General features: G+C 70.2%; 8 protein-coding genes and 2 pseudogenes. 6 read left to right on the top strand and 4 right to left on the bottom strand.

What is annotated here, in order from left to right:
• Positions 1-11 precede the first annotated feature (11 nt).
• Positions 12-2,537: a GspE/PulE family protein gene (locus tag MPE_RS14980; protein WP_011830550.1), complete on the bottom strand. Its 2,526-nt coding sequence runs from the start codon at positions 2,535-2,537 to the stop codon at positions 12-14.
• 197 nt (positions 2,538-2,734) lie between these two features.
• On the opposite strand from MPE_RS14980, the gene MPE_RS14975 reads away from it, so the two are divergent.
• From MPE_RS14975 to MPE_RS14965, 3 genes and pseudogenes are all read left to right on the top strand, one after another.
• Complete coding sequence (locus MPE_RS14975; RefSeq protein WP_011830549.1) at positions 2,735-6,424, top strand: hydantoinase B/oxoprolinase family protein; 3,690 nt, start codon at positions 2,735-2,737, stop codon at positions 6,422-6,424.
• A 190-nt stretch (positions 6,425-6,614) separates the two neighbouring features.
• Positions 6,615-7,823 carry an efflux RND transporter periplasmic adaptor subunit gene (locus tag MPE_RS14970; RefSeq protein WP_237706330.1) on the top strand — a complete coding sequence of 403 codons (1,209 nt, stop codon included), beginning with the start codon at positions 6,615-6,617 and terminating at the stop codon, positions 7,821-7,823.
• Between the two features lie 23 nt (positions 7,824-7,846).
• Positions 7,847-9,859 (top strand): annotated as a pseudogene (locus tag MPE_RS14965) (efflux RND transporter permease subunit); the annotation flags it as partial.
• A 131-nt stretch (positions 9,860-9,990) separates the two neighbouring features.
• Here the strand turns inward: MPE_RS14965 and MPE_RS14960 are convergent.
• Positions 9,991-11,004, bottom strand: a complete 1,014-nt coding sequence (locus MPE_RS14960; protein WP_011830032.1) for an IS5 family transposase — start codon at positions 11,002-11,004, stop codon at positions 9,991-9,993.
• Positions 11,005-11,064: 60 nt separating this feature from the next.
• On the opposite strand from MPE_RS14960, the pseudogene MPE_RS14955 reads away from it, so the two are divergent.
• From MPE_RS14955 to MPE_RS14945, 3 genes and pseudogenes are all read left to right on the top strand, one after another.
• A pseudogene (locus MPE_RS14955) lies at positions 11,065-12,210 on the top strand (efflux RND transporter permease subunit); the annotation flags it as partial.
• Position 12,211: 1 nt separating this feature from the next.
• Entirely contained in the window at positions 12,212-13,675 is a 1,464-nt protein-coding gene (gene adeC / locus MPE_RS14950) for an AdeC/AdeK/OprM family multidrug efflux complex outer membrane factor (RefSeq protein ID WP_011830545.1), read from the top strand.
• A 23-nt stretch (positions 13,676-13,698) separates the two neighbouring features.
• Positions 13,699-14,304 (top strand): TetR/AcrR family transcriptional regulator, encoded by a 606-nt coding sequence (locus MPE_RS14945; RefSeq protein WP_011830544.1) that lies wholly within the window; start codon positions 13,699-13,701, stop codon positions 14,302-14,304.
• A gap of 6 nt (positions 14,305-14,310) precedes the next feature.
• Here MPE_RS14945 and MPE_RS14940 read toward each other — a convergent pair whose 3' ends face one another.
• The gene (locus tag MPE_RS14940; RefSeq protein ID WP_041929709.1) at positions 14,311-14,520 is read right to left on the bottom strand and encodes a zf-HC2 domain-containing protein; all 210 of its coding nucleotides are present in this window, start codon (positions 14,518-14,520) and stop codon (positions 14,311-14,313) included.
• Positions 14,517-15,113 (bottom strand): sigma-70 family RNA polymerase sigma factor, encoded by a 597-nt coding sequence (locus MPE_RS14935; protein ID WP_011830543.1) that lies wholly within the window; start codon positions 15,111-15,113, stop codon positions 14,517-14,519. Before MPE_RS14935 ends, MPE_RS14940 begins: the two co-directional genes overlap by 4 nt.
• Positions 15,114-15,120: the final 7 nt, after the last annotated feature.

Here is a 15,120-nt window from a genome sequence, read left to right as displayed (position 1 = left end):
CCGGACGGACCTCAGACATTGCTCGTGGCGCGAACCTCGTCGATCGAGGTCTGACCCTGCAGCACCTTCTCGATGCCGTCCTGCCGCAGCGTCAGCATCCCCTCGCTGAGGGCCAACTGCTGCAGCTCCTCGGCGCGGGCGCCAGTCTGGATCATGCGACGCAGCTCGCGCGACATCGGCATCAGCTCGTGGATGCCGCAGCGGCCGCGGAAGCCGGTGTGGCCGCAGGCCGGGCAGCCGGGGCTGTGGTGGTGCATCAGTCGGCCGTCGCGGCCGAAGCGACCCAGCCAGCCCTCGCGGACGCTGGCACGCACGGCCTCCGGGTCGGCGTGATGCTGCACGAACAGGTGATCGTCGAGCATCACCTCGATCTCGGCCTCGGTCATCGGGCGGCTCACGCGGCATTCGGTGCACAGGCGCCGAACGAGGCGCTGTGCCAGCACCAGCAGCAGCGAATCGGCGAAGTTGAACGGGTCCATGCCCATGTCGAGCAGGCGGGTCACGGTCTCCGGCGCGCTGTTGGTGTGCAGCGTGGACAGCACCAGGTGGCCGGTCAGAGAGGCCTCGACAGCGATGCGGGCCGTCTCGCCGTCGCGCACCTCGCCGACCATGATCACGTCCGGGTCGGCGCGCAGGAAGGCGCGCAGCGCCTTCGCGAAGGTCCAGTCGATCTTCGGGTTCACCTGCACCTGGCGCAGGCCGGCCTGGGTGATCTCGACCGGGTCCTCCGCCGTCCAGATCTTGCGTTCCGGCTGGTTGATGTGGCTGATGGCCGAATGCAGCGTGGTGGTCTTGCCCGAGCCGGTGGGACCGACGCACAGCACGAGGCCGTAGGGGCGTTCCATCGCGGTCTTGAGTTGCGACAGGTGGCGCTCGCTGAACCCTAGCTTCTCCAGCGGCACCGGCTTGGCCGATGCCAGCAGCCGCATCACCACGTCCTCGAGGCCGTTGTTGGTGGGGATCGTGGCCACGCGCAGCTCAAGCTTGTGCTGGGCCGAGAACTTGGCGAAGTTGATCTTGCCGTCCTGCGGCTTGCGGCGCTCGGAGATGTCGAGGTCGCACATGATCTTGATGCGCCCGATGATCGCGTTGCGGTAGGTGTGCGGCAGCTCGAGGTAGGGCTTGAGCACGCCGTCCTTGCGGAAGCGGATCTTCAGCTTCTCGCGGCCCGGGTAGTTCTCGATGTGGATGTCGCTGACGCCCTGGGTGTAGGCCTCGATGATCATCGTGTGGATCAGGCGCACGAGCGAGTTGTCGCTCTGCTCGATCTGCTTCTCGTTCTCGCGGGCGTTCTGGTCGGCGCCCTCGCGCTCCAGGCTCTCCAGCAGCTTGCCGGCGTCCGCGGGCTCGGGCTCGGGCCCGTCGTCGAGTGCCAGGCCGGCGATCTCGACGCCGATGCGCGAGTAGGCGCTGTGCAGCGTGGCCTGGATGTCGTGGTGGCGCGCGAGCACCGGGGCCACCTTGCACTGGCTGGCGAACTCGATCTCGTCGAGCGCGCCGCGCTTGGACGGGTCTTCCACCGCCACCACCAGCGTCGTGTCGCGCAGGAGCAGCGGCAGCGCGTTGAGGCGCTGCGCGGTCGGGAAGGGCAGCTTGCGCAGCGCGTCGGCCTCGATCGGGAAGCTGCTGGCGTCGACGATGGGGTAGCCCATCTTGCGCGCCAGCGCGGTCTGCAGGTCCTGGCGCGACACGCGGCCCAGGCGCACCAGCAGCTCGCCGATCGGCACGCCGCGGTCCACCTTCTGCTGCTCCAGCGCCTCGTCGAGCTGCTGATGGTCGATCATGCCCAGCGCGATCAGCGCCTCGCCGATGCGCACCATCGGCATGCGGCTCTGCTGCACGATGGCCTCGAGCAGCTGGTCGGAGGTGACGCTGCGTTGCGTGACCAGGATGTCGCCGAGCTTCTGCTTGCGCAGGCTCTGCTGCATCTGGGCGGCCTCGTTCACCTGTTCGGCGGTGGCGGCCTGGCTCTCGACCAGCAGGTCGCCGAGCCGCGGCCCGATCTCGCGCGAGGCGATGCCCTCGCTCGGAACGAACAGCCGCGTGACGCGCCCGCTGTCGTCGAGCGGCGTGAAAAGGAACAGACCGAAGGCGGTCTCGACGTGACCGATGGTCTCGCCGACGATGGGGCCGCCGGACTTCATCTCCAGCTTGTAGCGGCTGCGCGGGCGGTGTGCCAGCACGGCGGCGTGCGGATCGTCGCTGCGTGGTGCGGTCGGGACCAGCGGCTCCGTCAGCATCAGCGAACGGAAGCGCGCGAACTTCAGCGGCATCGTCGAGCGTGCGGGGGGGATCTGCACGCTCGCCAGTTCGTCCGCCGGCGAGAAGCTGAGCAGCCGGCCGCTGATGAGCTTGCCGTTGAGTCCCTCGATGGCGCAGGGCTCGGCCTGTCCGGGCGCGCCCGCCTGCGGATAGCCGGCGAACGGCGGCGTGGGCCAGCTGAAGGCCCCGGCGCGCGCGGCGTCCTGCTGGCTGTCGGGCGCTGTGGCACCTGCCTTGCGGGGCGGCGTCATCGGCGGCAGCGAGAGATCGGTCATGGCGTTGGGTCGGCGGGGCGGTGTGGCAAGGGCAGGCGACAGGCATGGTCGCCCTGGCATCGTAAGGAGGCCCCGCGAGCGGGAACGCCGGAAAAGCGGGCATTCCGGCCGGCAGATCTGCCGCTCGCCGGTAGGATGCCCCGAAGGGCGCGGCGAACCGGCACGCGCCCGGGGTGGCCTGGAGGGAACGCGAGGCGATGGACGCAAGACGGTGGCAGTTCTGGATCGACCGGGGGGGCACCTTCACCGACGTGATCGGCCGCGCACCCGACGGTCGCCTGCACACCGCCAAGCTGCTCAGCGAGAACCCCGGGCAATACGACGACGCGGTGGTCGAGGGTCTCCGCCGCCTGCTGGGCCTGCCGGCCGGCGCGGCCATCCCCGTCGCGCAGGTCGAGTGCGTGAAGATGGGCACCACGGTGGCGACCAATGCGCTGCTGGAGCGCAAGGGCGAACCGACGCTGCTGGTCACGACCCGCGGTTTCCGTGACGCACTGCGCATCGCCTACCAGGCGCGGCCGCGGCTGTTCGACCGCCGCATCGTGCTGCCCGAACTGCTGTACCAGCGCGTGGTCGAGGCGGCCGAGCGCATGGGCGCGCACGGCGAGGTGGTCGAGCCGCTCGACGAGGCCGCGCTGCGCGAGCGCCTGTGGGCGGCCCACGACGCCGGCCTGCGTGCCTGCGCCATCGTCTTCCTGCACGGCTACCGCTACCCGCAGCACGAGGCGGCGGCGGCGCGCATCGCGCGCGAGCTGGGTTTCACGCAGGTGTCGGTGTCGCACGAGGTCAGCCCGCTGATGAAGTTCGTGTCGCGTGGCGACACCACCGTGGTCGACGCCTACCTGTCGCCGATCCTGCGCCGCTATGTCGAGCGCGTGGCCGCGCAGATGCCCGGCGTGCCGCTGTACTTCATGCAGAGCTCGGGCGGGTTGGCGCAGGCCGAGAGCTTCCAGGGCAAGGACGCGGTGCTGTCCGGTCCGGCCGGCGGCATCGTCGGCATGGTGCGCACAGCACTCGAAGCCGGCCACACGCGCGTGATCGGCTTCGACATGGGCGGCACCTCGACCGACGTGTCGCATTACGCAGGCGAGTTCGAGCGCGCCTTCGAGACCCAGGTGGCCGGCGTGCGGCTGCGGGCGCCGATGATGAGCATTCACACGGTGGCCGCGGGCGGCGGCTCGATCGTGCGCTTCGACGGCGGCCGGCTGCGCGTCGGGCCTGAGTCGGCCGGCGCCGATCCCGGCCCGGCCTGCTACCGCCGCGGTGGGCCGTTGACCACCACCGACGCGAACCTGCTGCTCGGGCGCATCCAGCCCGCATATTTCCCCGCGGTGTTCGGGCCGCGCGGCGACGAGCCGCTCGACGCCGAGGGCGTGGTGCAGCGCTTCGGCGCGCTGGCGCAGCAGCTCGCCGTGGCGACCGGCCGTGCCACGCTGCCGGAGGACGTGGCCGCCGGCGCGCTGCAGATCGCTGTGGCCAACATGGCCAATGCGATCAAGCGCATCTCGGTCGCGCGCGGCCACGACGTGAGCGGCTACACGCTGCAGTGTTTCGGCGGCGCCGGCGGGCAGCACGCCTGCGCGGTCGCCGACGCACTGGGCATGACGCGCGTCTTCATCCACCCGCTGGCCGGTGTGCTGTCGGCCTACGGCATGGGTCTGGCCGACCAGACCGCGATGCGCGAGGCGGCGGTCGAGCGCCGCCTCGATGCGGCAGGCCTGGCCGCCGCCGGCGAACGGCTCGATGCGCTGGCGGCCGAGGCGGAGGCCGCGCTGGCGGCGCAGGGCGTGGCTGCGTCGCGCATCGAGGTGCTGCGCCGCGTGCATGTGCGCTACGAAGGCACGGACACGGCGCTGGTGCTGGCCGACGGCGACGAGGCGGCGCTGCGCGCGCGCTTCGACGCTGCCTACCGCCAGCGCTATGCCTTCCTGATGGCGGGCCGGGCGCTGGTGATCGAGGCGGTGTCGGTGGAGGCGGTGGGTGCCGGCGAGCCGCTGCCGACGCCTGCTGCGGCCGAAGGTGCCGATCACATTGCGGCGCCGCTGGCCACGGTGCGCCTGCACGGCGCGACCGACGGCGAGGCCGGCGCCGCCTGGCAGGACGCCGGCCTGTACCGGCGCGAAGCGCTGCAGCCCGGCGCACGCATCGACGGGCCGGCCGTCATCGCCGAGCGCAACGCGACGACGGTGGTCGAGCCGGGCTGGCAGGCCCGCGTGACGGCGCAGGGCGCGCTGGAGCTGGCGCGCGTGCGACCGCGCGCGCTGCGCACCGCGCTCGGCACCGCGGTGGACCCGGTGCGCCTGGAGGTCTTCAACAACCTCTTCATGAACATCGCCGAGCAGATGGGCCTGCGGCTGCAGAACACCGCGCACTCGGTGAACATCAAGGAGCGGCTCGACTTCTCCTGCGCGCTGTTCGACGCTGCCGGCGAGCTGATCGCCAATGCACCGCACATGCCGGTGCACCTGGGTTCGATGAGCGAGTCGATCAAGACCGTGATCGCCCGCAACCCTCGGCTGCTGCCGGGCGACGTGTTCGTGCTCAACGACCCCTACCACGGCGGCACGCACCTGCCGGACATCACGGTGGTGACGCCGGTGTTCCTGGCCCCTCACTCCAGCCGTCTCCCGGAGGGCGAGGGAGAAAGGCCGCTGTTCTACGTGGCTTCGCGCGGCCACCATGCCGATGTCGGCGGCATCACGCCGGGGTCGATGCCGCCGTTCTCGCGCCGCATCGACGACGAGGGCGTGCTGTTCGACAATTTCCGGCTCGTCGAGGGCGGTGCCACGCCGCGGCTGCGCGAGGCCGAACTGCTGGCCGTGTTGGGCGCCGGGCCGCACCCGGCGCGCAATCCGGCGCAGAACCTCGCCGACCTGCGGGCGCAGATCGCCGCCAACGAGAAGGGCGCCCAGGAGCTGCGCGCGCTGGTGGCGCAGGTCGGCCTGGAGACGGTGCAGGCCTACATGCAGCACGTGCAGGACAACGCCGAGGAGAGCGTGCGCCGCGTCGTCACGGCGCTGGCCGCGACGATCGGCGACGGCCGCTACACGCTGCCGCTCGACAACGGCGCGCAGATCGCGGTGCAGGTGAGCGTCGATGCCACCGCGCGCAGCGCCTGCATCGACTTCAGCGGCAGCAGCCCCCAGCAGGACGACGGCAACTTCAACGCACCGAAGTCGGTCACGATGGCGGCGGTGCTGTACGTCTTCCGCACGCTGGTGGGCGACGACATCCCGCTCAACGCCGGCTGCCTGAAGCCGCTGCGGGTGGTGGTGCCCGAAGGCTCGCTGCTGAACCCGCGGCCGCCGGCGGCGGTGGTGGCCGGCAACGTCGAGACCTCGATGTGCGTGACCAATGCGCTCTACGGCGCGCTCGGCGTGATGGCGGCCAGCCAGTGCACGATGAACAACTTCACCTTCGGCAACGAGCGCCACCAGTACTACGAGACGGTCGCCGGCGGCAGCGGCGCCGGCCCCGACTTCGACGGCACGGCCGTCGTGCAGACCCACATGACCAACTCCCGGCTCACCGACCCGGAGGTGCTGGAGTTCCGCTTCCCGGTGCGGCTGGACAGCTACGCCATCCGCCACGGTTCGGGCGGTGCCGGCCGTCACCGGGGCGGCGACGGCGGCGTGCGGCGCCTGCGCTTCCTGGAGCCGATGACGGCCAGCATCCTCAGCAACGGCCGCCGCGTGCCGGCCTTCGGGCTGGCCGGCGGCGAGGCCGGCGCGCTGGGGATCAACCGGGTCGAGCGCGCGCCCGGCACGGACGGCCGGCGTGGCGCGATCGAGGAGCTCGGGCCGCTGGGATCGGTGGCGATGGAGCCGGGCGACGTGTTCGTGATCGAGACGCCCGGCGGCGGCGGCTACGGCTCGCCCGGGCGCTGACCCTCGGTCGGCACGGGCGGTGGCTGGCAGATACCCAAGCCGTGGCAGAGGACTTTTCCCGATGTGAGAATGAACGTTTATTCAGAGCGTTCTGATCATCAATCTGGGAGCCGTCGCTGCCGTGGCGCGCCCCGACCCGACGAGGTGCCAGATGGTTTTCCCGCGAGTTTCGATGCGCCACGGGGCGCAGATGGCCGTCCTGTCCCTGGCGGCCCTGCTGGTGGCCTGCAGCCGCGGCGGCGCGGCCAACGCGCCGGCTGCCCCGCCGCCGGCCGAGGTGGGTGTGCTGACCATCAAGCCGCGCACCGTGTCGCTGCAGAACGAGTTGCCCGGCCGTGTCTCCGCGCTGCTGGTGGCCGAGGTCCGGCCGCAGGTCGGCGGCATCGTGCTGACCCGTGACTTCCGCGAAGGCAGCGATGTCCGCAAGGGCCAGACGCTGTACCAGATCGATCCCGCGCCCTTCCGCGCGGCCTTCGGCAGCGCCCAGGCCACGCTCGCCCGGGCCCAGGCCAACGTGGTGGCGGCGCAAGCCAAGTCCGACCGCTACAAGGAGCTGGTGCAGATCGACGCGGTCAGCAAGCAGGCGGCCGACGAAGCCATTGCGGCCGCCCTGCAGGCCGAGGCCGATGTCGCCGCCGCCAAGGCTGCCCTCGAGACCGCCCGCATCAACCTCGCCTACACGCGCATCACTGCGCCGATCTCCGGCCGCATCGGCAAGTCCAGCGTGACCCCGGGCGCGCTGGTGACCGCCAACCAGGCGCAGGCGCTGGCGACGGTGCAGCAGCTCGACTCGATCTACGTCGACGTGACGCAGTCCAGCGCCGAGTTGCTGAGACTGCGCCGCGAACTGGCCGCCGGACGCCTGAAGACCGACGCGGCCAACCAGGCCTCGGTGAAACTCAAGCTGGACGACGGCACGCTGTATCCGGTGAGCGGCAAGCTGCAGTTCTCCGATGTGACGGTCGATGAGCAGACCAACTCGGTGACGCTGCGCGCGACCTTTCCCAATCCCAAGCAACTGCTGCTGCCGGGGCTGTACGTGCGGGCGGTGCTGGAGGAAGGCGTGCGCGAGAACGCGATCCTGGTGCCGCAGCAGGCCGTGGCGCGCGACAACCGCGGCAACGCGATCGCGATGGTGGTCGGGGCCGACGGCAAGGTCGCGCAGCGCGCGGTGCAGGTGCCGCGCTCGGTCGGCAACGAATGGCTGGTCGATGCGGGTCTGAAGGCCGGTGACCAGGTGGTGTTCGAGGGGCTGCAGAAGGCCCGCCCCGGCGCGCAGGTGAAGGCGGTGGAGCGGGTGCCGGGCGCTGGCGCCTCGGCGCCGGCTCCCGCGGCTTCGGCGCCCGGCGCCGCGGCGTCCGCTGCGACGCCGGCCCCTGCGGCGGCCAGCGGCACCTGAGCGCGGCGACAGGGGACCACACCATGGCTCGCTTTTTCATCGAACGGCCGATCTTCGCGTGGGTGATCGCGCTGGTCATCATGCTGGCCGGCGGACTCTCGATCCTGAGCCTGCCGATCAACCAGTACCCGAGCATCGCGCCGCCGCAGATCACCGTCACGGCGACCTACCCGGGCGCCTCGGCCAAGACGCTGGAGGACACCGTCACGCAGGTGATCGAGCAGCGCATGACCGGCCTCGACGGCCTGCGCTACATCGCGTCGAACAGCGATGCCGCCGGCACCGCGCAGATCACGCTGACCTTCCAGGCCGGCACCAACCCCGACATCGCCCAGGTGCAGGTGCAGAACAAGCTGCAGCTCGCCACCGCGCAGCTGCCGCAGGAAGTGCAGCAGCAGGGTCTGACGGTCACGAAGTCGGTGCGCAACTTCATCATGGTGGTCGGCTTCGTCTCCGACGACCCGAGCATGACCCGCACCGACCTGGCCGACTTCGTGGCGGCCAACGTGCAGGACACGGTGAGCCGCGTGACCGGCGTCGGCGAGGTCACGCTGTTCGGCGCGCAGTACGCGATGCGGATCTGGCTCGACCCGGCCAAGCTGCTGAACTACAAGCTCACGCCGGCCGACGTGGCGACGGCGGTGCGGGCCCAGAACGCCCAGGTCTCGGCCGGCCAGCTGGGCGGCCTGCCCGCGGCCCCGGGCCAGCAGATCAACGCGACCATCACCGCGCAGAGCCGGCTGCAGACCGCGGAGCAGTTCGAGCAGATCATCCTGCGCACCGCCGCCGGCGGTGCGACCGTGCGCCTGCGGGACGTGGCGCGCGTCGAGCTCGGTGGCGAGAACTACACCAGCCTGTCCTTCTACAACGGCAAGCCCGCCGCGGGCCTGGCGATCCGTCTCGCGGCCGGCGCCAACGCGCTGGCCACCGCCGACGCGGTGAAGGCCAGGATCGATGCGCTCAAGCCCTACTTCCCCGCCGGCTTCGACGCCATCGTCGCCTACGACACCACGCCGTTCATCAAGCTGTCGATCGAGGAAGTGGTGAAGACGCTGGCCGAGGCCATCGTGCTGGTGTTCCTGGTGATGTACCTGTTCCTGCAGAACTTCCGCGCCACGCTGATCCCGACGATCGCGGTGCCGGTGGTGCTGCTCGGCACCTTCGGCGTGATGGCGGTGGCCGGCTTCTCGATCAACGTGCTGACGATGTTCGGCCTGGTGCTCGCGATCGGCCTGCTGGTCGACGACGCGATCGTCGTGGTCGAGAACGTCGAGCGGGTCATGAGCGAGGAGGGCCTGTCGCCGAAGGAGGCGACCAAGAAATCGATGGGCCAGATCACCGGCGCGCTGGTCGGCATCGCGATGGTGCTGTCGGCGGTGTTCCTGCCGATGGCCTTCTTCGGCGGTTCGACCGGTGTGATCTACCGGCAGTTCTCGATCACCATCGTCGCATCGATGGTGCTCTCGGTGCTGGTGGCGCTGGTGCTCACGCCGGCGCTGTGCGCGACGCTGCTCAAGCCGATCCCGCAGGGCGACCACGGCAAGACGACCGGCTTCTTCGGCGCCTTCAACCGCATGTTCGACCGCAGCAGCAAGGGCTACCAGGGCATCGTCGGTCGCATGCTCGGCCGCAGCCTGCGCTACCTGCTGATCTACGGGGTGCTGCTGCTGGCGGTGGCGTGGCTGTTCACGCGCCTGCCCACCGCCTTCCTGCCCGACGAGGACCAGGGCATCCTGTTCACCCAGATCCAGCTGCCGGCCGGCGCCACGCAGGAGCGCACGCTGAAGGTGCTGCGCCAGGTCGAGCACCACTTCCTCGAGACCGAGAAGGACTCGGTGCAGGGTCTGTTCACCGTGGCCGGTTTCAGCTTCGGTGGTAATGGCCAGAACGTCGGACTCGGCTTCATCCGCATGAAGGACTGGAGCGAGCGCCCCGGCGCCGACCACACCGTGAAGGCGGTGGCGGCGCGGGCGATGAAGGCCTTCTCGCAGTTCCGCGACGCGATGGGCTTTGCCTTCGCGCCGCCGGCGGTGCTAGGGAAGCGCTGATCAACCCGCTTCGTGACCGCGACTCGGCCGACAGCGGGCGTTGATGGCGACTCGTGAACTCAGAAGTGGCACCGATGAGCCCCTTCTGCGGCACTTCGAGGCCGCTCTCAGGCCCCCGTTCATGCAGCAGACGCACTGAGGCCTTGGGCCAGCAATCGGCGCCGGGCGATGTACAAGTTGGCCAGCGCAGCGTGCGCCTTCGCGCGAGCTTCGTTCTTGGAGATCCCGCGGTAGCTGACCTTGCGGTAGCCGAACAGGTTCTTGATGACGTGGAACGGGTGTTCGACGATGGCCCGCACCTGAGCCTTGCGCCGTTCGAACCACTCGTGCATCGCCTTGGCCGGCCCTTCGGGCATGGCCTTGAGTTGGCCGCGCTTCATGGCGATACGCCAATCCATGTCCTGGCGCAGCCTGCCCTCTTCCTGCGCCGTCGTGATCTCGTCTCGCCTCTGGATGCCGGTGTAGCCGCTGTCGCCGTGAACTTGGCTCTCCTGGCCATGCAGCAGTTCGTGCGCGTGCGCCACGTCAGCCTCGTTGGCCGCGGTGCAGACCACGCTGTGGATCAGACCCGACTCGGCATCCACGCCCGAGTGCATCTTCATCCCGAAGTGCCACTGGTTCCCCTTCTTGGTCTGGTGCATCTCGGGGTCGCGCTTGCCGTCCTCGTTCTTCGTCGAACTTGGCGCGGCAATGATGGTGGCGTCCACCACCGTGCCCTGGCGCATCAGCAGCCCACGCTCGGTGAGGTGCGCGTTGACCTCGGCCAGGATGGCCGACGTCAAGTCGTGCTGCTCGAGCAGGCGGCGGAACTTCAGCAGCGTTGTGGCGTCGGGTACGTTCTCCCGCCCAAGGTCGATGCCGATGAACTCGCGCATGGCCTGGCTGTCGTACAGCGCGTCTTCCAGTGCCTCGTCGGCCAGCGTGTACCACTGCTGCAGGAAGTACATGCGCAGCATCCGCGGCACGCCAATCGGCGGTCGGCCCACCTTGCCGCTCTTCGGGTAGTGCGGCTCGATCAGCGCCTCAAGCCGCGCCCACGGAACCACCACGTTCATCTCGGCCAGGAAGCGCTCCCGGCGCGTCTGGCGCTTCTTGCCGGCGTACTCGGCAGTGGCAAAACTCGTCTGCTTCATGGCAGCATCATCGCCGCTGAATTCGCCGCACGCCATCGTGGCCTGCACGGATAAATCAGTGCTTCCCTAGAGCTGGGCACCGCCAACGGTTTCGACATGTACCTGCAGGACCGCGGCGCGCTCGGCCACGACGCGTTGATGGCGGCCCGCAACCAGCTGCTGGGGCTGGCCGCCAAGAGCCCGGTGCTGGTGGCTGTCCGCCCGAACGGCCAGGACGACACGCCGCAGTTCAGCGTGCAGATCGACTCGGCCAAGGCGGGAGCGCTGGGCCTGGCGATGTCGGACGTGAACGCCACGCTGTCGGCCGCCTGGGGCAGCTCCTACATCAACGACTTCATCGACAAGGGCCGCGTCAAGCGCGTCTACCTGCAGGCCGATGCGCCGCACCGCATGCTGCCCGAGGACCTCGACAAGTGGTACGTGCGCAATGCGCAGGGCGACATGGTGCCGTTCTCGGCCTTCGCCTCGGCCAAGTGGAGCTACGGTTCGCCGCGGCTCGAGCGCTTCAACGGCCTGCCGGCGCTGAACATCCAGGGCCAACCCGCGCCGGGCCGGAGCACCGGCGAGGCGATGGAGGAGATGGAGCGGCTGGTGGCGCAGCTGCCGGCCGGCATCGGCCTCGACTGGACCGGCCTGTCCTACGAGGAGCGGCTGTCGGGTTCGCAGGCGCCGCTGCTCTACGCGCTGTCGCTGCTGGTGGTGTTCCTGTGTCTCGCGGCGCTGTACGAGAGCTGGTCGATCCCGTTCTCGGTGATGCTGGTCGTGCCGCTTGGCGTGCTCGGTGCGCTGATCGCGGCGAGTTCGCGCGGGCTGTCGAACGACGTGTACTTCCAGGTCGGCCTGCTGACCACCATCGGCCTGTCGGCGAAGAACGCGATCCTGATCGTGGAGTTTGCGAAAGAGCAGATGGAGCACGGCAAGGGCCTGATCGAGGCGACGCTCGAGGCGGTGCGCCTGCGCCTGCGGCCGATCCTGATGACCTCGCTGGCCTTCGCCTTCGGCGTGCTGCCGCTGGCGCTCGCCACCGGCGCCGGTTCGGGCAGCCAGAACGCGATCGGCACCGGCGTGCTGGGCGGCATGATCGCGGCCACCTTCCTGGGCATCTTCTTCGTGCCGCTGTTCTTCGTGGTGGTACGGCGCCTGTTCAGGCAACGCAAGGTCGACCCGGCGCCGCAGGGTGCGCCGGCCGTCGCGGAGGGACAGTGACATGAGGACCGCCACGATGAACCACTGCCGCGGCCGCCTGACGCTGCTGGCCACCGCGGCCCTAGCGGGTTGCATGAACCTGGCGCCGACCTACGAGCGCCCCGCGGCACCCGTGGCCCCCGCGTGGCCGCAAGGCGAGGCCTACGGTGAGCCCGGCACCGGCGGTGGCGTGGCCGCCTCCGAGTTGGCCTGGCGCGAGGTGTTCGTCGACGCGCCGCTGCAGCGCACGATCGAGCTGGCGCTGAGCAACAACCGCAACCTGCGTGTCGCGGCGCTGAACATCGAGCAGGCGCGCGCGCAGTACCAGATCCAGCGCGCCGACCTGTTTCCCACCGTCGCGGCCAGCGGCGAGGCGGTGCACCAGCGCACGCCGGCCGACCTGAGTCAGGCCGGCCGCGCCGTCACGAGCCACACCTACAGCGCCGGCATCGGCTTCTCGACCTACGAGCTCGACCTGTTCGGGCGCGTCCGCAATCTCAACGAGCAGGCGCTGCAGCAGTTCTTCGCCACCGAGGAGGCGCGCCGCAGCACCCAGATCAGCCTGGTGGCCGAGGTGGCCAATGTCTACCTCACGGCGACCGCCGACGGCGAATTGCTGCGCCTGGCGCGCGACACGCTGGAGAGCCAGGAGTCCTCGTACAGGCTGGCGCAGCGCAGCCACGAGCTGGGCGTTGCATCGGCGCTCGACCTGCGGCAGGCCCAGACCAGCGTGGAGGTGGCGCGCGCCGACGTGGCACGCTACACCCGCGCGCTGGCGCAGGACCTCAACGCGCTGGCGCTGCTGGTCGGTGGGCCATTGCCCGCCGAGCTGCGGCCCGGCAGCGTGCAACCCGAGGACCTGCGCTGGATCGACCGGCTGGCCGAGCTGCCGTCGGGCCTGCCGTCGGAGGTGCTTCAGCGCCGCCCCGACGTGCTGCAGGCCGAGCGCCAGCTGCAGGCGGCCAACGCGACCATCGGCGCCGCGCGCGCGGCCTTCTTCCCGCGCATTGCGCTCACGGCCTCGGCCGGCGTGGCGAGCAGCTCGCTGTCCGACCTGTTCCAGGGCAGCGCGCGCACCTGGAGCTTCGTGCCCCAGGTGAGCCTGCCGATCTTCGACGCCGGCCGCAACCGCGCCAACCTCGAGGTCTCGAAGACGCAACGCGACATCGCGCTGGCGCAATACGAACTGGCCATCCAGTCGGCATTCCGGGAGGTGGCCGACGCGCTGGCCGCACGCGGCACCTTCGACGCGCAGCTCGCCGCCCAGCAGGCGCTGGTCGACGCGACCGGCGAGACCTTCCGCCTCTCGCAGGCGCGCTACCGCAGCGGCGTGGACAGCTACCTGGCCGTGCTCGATGCGCAGCGCTCGCTGTATGCGGCGCAGCAGTCGCTGATCACGCTGCGGCTCTCGCGCAGTGCCAACCTCGTGACGCTGTACAAGGTGCTCGGCGGCGGCTGGCAGCGCGCCGACGCGGCCACGGGCTGAGACCAGCGGAGCGGAGAGCGGCGATGGCACGTTGCAGCCTGATCGACGGTGAGGAGGTGGCGCACGCCGAGGTGCGGCGCCGCCAGATCCTGGATGCCGCGGTCGAGGTGTTCCGCCGCCGCGGCTTCCATGCGGCGAGCATGGCCGAGATCGCGAAGACCTTCGGCATGAGCGCCGGCCACATCTACAACTACTTCGACAGCAAGGAAGCGATCATCGAGGCGATCGTCGCGCGCGACATCGACGAGTTCCTCACGCTGACCGCTCAGATGCAGGGCGAGGCCGACCTGCGGCACGAGATGGTCGAGCGCGTCGACGAGGGCACCGACCGCCGGCTCGACGCCGACCACGCGTCGCTGCAGATCGAGATCGTGGCCGAGGCCTCGCGCAACCCGAAGATCGCCGACATGGTGCAGCGGGCCGACGCCACGGTGCGCCGGCGGCTCATCGAGCTGGTGCGAGCCGCAGCGCGAGGACCGGTCGACGAGGCCGACCTGGTGGCGCGCGCCGAGCTGCTGCTGGCCTTGTTCGAGGGGTTGATGCTCCGCACGCTGCGCCAGCCGGAGATCGACCGCCAGGCCCTCAAGCGCGGCCTGCGCGATGCCGTGCGCCACATGATCGGCGCCTGAGGCGCCTCAGCGCTCGCGCTCCTGTTCGGAGTACGCGCGCCACGTCCCCATGGCACGGCTCATCAGCCGGAGCTGGCGGTCGAACACCGGGCAGACCTTGCAGATCGCGAGGTGCATGCGCAGCGTCACCCGCTCGGCCGGCGAGAGGCGACGATCGAGGCGGCCGGACAGCAGGCGCGCGGACTGACGGCATGAAATGAGGAAGGGCAGCTTCATCGGCGCTTCGGGGCGGGCGGGACGGAAGACAGAGCGAGGGCGGGCTCGCCGAACCAGTTGAGTTGCAGGCATTCCCGCAGCCTCAACCGGGCCCGGTGCAGCATGACCCAGAGGTTCGTCGGCGTGACCGACAGTTCCTTACAGATCTCGTCAGTTTCGAGTTCCATCCACTCGCGCATCAGGAACACGCGGCCGAGCTGGTTGGGCAGTTTCTCGATGCAGGCGTCGAGCACTTTGATGAACTGATCCTGGGCCACGATCGCCTGTGGGTCGCCCCATTCGATCGGGGCGTCGCGGAAGTGGCCCGTTTCGTCGAACAGCTGTTCTTCGAGCGTTGCGCCGTCGTCTTCGTCGCTCGTCATCGAGCACTCGCGCGCATGCCGACGCACCTGGTCGACCAGCTTGTGCTTCAGGATGCCGATCAGCCAGGTCTTCGGCGCGGCGCGGCCGGCAAAGGCCTCCGGCTTCTCGAGTGCGGCCAGTATCGTCTCCGACACCGCGTCCTCGGCCCAGGCCGGATTGCGCAACTGCAGTTGCGCATAGCGCAGCAACTGCGGGCGCAAGGTTTCGAGCAAGGCGGACACGTCGGTCATGAAGGGC

Source organism: Methylibium petroleiphilum PM1 (assembly GCF_000015725.1).
Taxonomy (GTDB): Bacteria; Pseudomonadota; Gammaproteobacteria; order Burkholderiales; family Burkholderiaceae_C; genus Methylibium; species Methylibium petroleiphilum.
The sequence above is the reverse complement of the archived record's forward strand: the minus strand, read 5'-3'. Positions and strand labels throughout refer to the sequence as shown.

What these genes read in the sequence shown, in the direction of transcription:
- MPE_RS14980 (WP_011830550.1), bottom strand. Translation starts at nt 2,537, where the DNA reads ATGACCGATCTCTCGCTGCCGCCGATGACGCCGCCCCGCAAGGCAGGT.
- MPE_RS14975 (WP_011830549.1), top strand. Translation starts at nt 2,735, where the DNA reads ATGGACGCAAGACGGTGGCAGTTCTGGATCGACCGGGGGGGCACCTTC.
- MPE_RS14970 (WP_237706330.1), top strand. Translation starts at nt 6,615, where the DNA reads ATGGCCGTCCTGTCCCTGGCGGCCCTGCTGGTGGCCTGCAGCCGCGGC.
- MPE_RS14960 (WP_011830032.1), bottom strand. Translation starts at nt 11,004, where the DNA reads ATGAAGCAGACGAGTTTTGCCACTGCCGAGTACGCCGGCAAGAAGCGC.
- adeC (WP_011830545.1), top strand. Translation starts at nt 12,212, where the DNA reads ATGAGGACCGCCACGATGAACCACTGCCGCGGCCGCCTGACGCTGCTG.
- MPE_RS14945 (WP_011830544.1), top strand. Translation starts at nt 13,699, where the DNA reads ATGGCACGTTGCAGCCTGATCGACGGTGAGGAGGTGGCGCACGCCGAG.
- MPE_RS14940 (WP_041929709.1), bottom strand. Translation starts at nt 14,520, where the DNA reads ATGAAGCTGCCCTTCCTCATTTCATGCCGTCAGTCCGCGCGCCTGCTG.
- MPE_RS14935 (WP_011830543.1), bottom strand. Translation starts at nt 15,113, where the DNA reads ATGACCGACGTGTCCGCCTTGCTCGAAACCTTGCGCCCGCAGTTGCTG.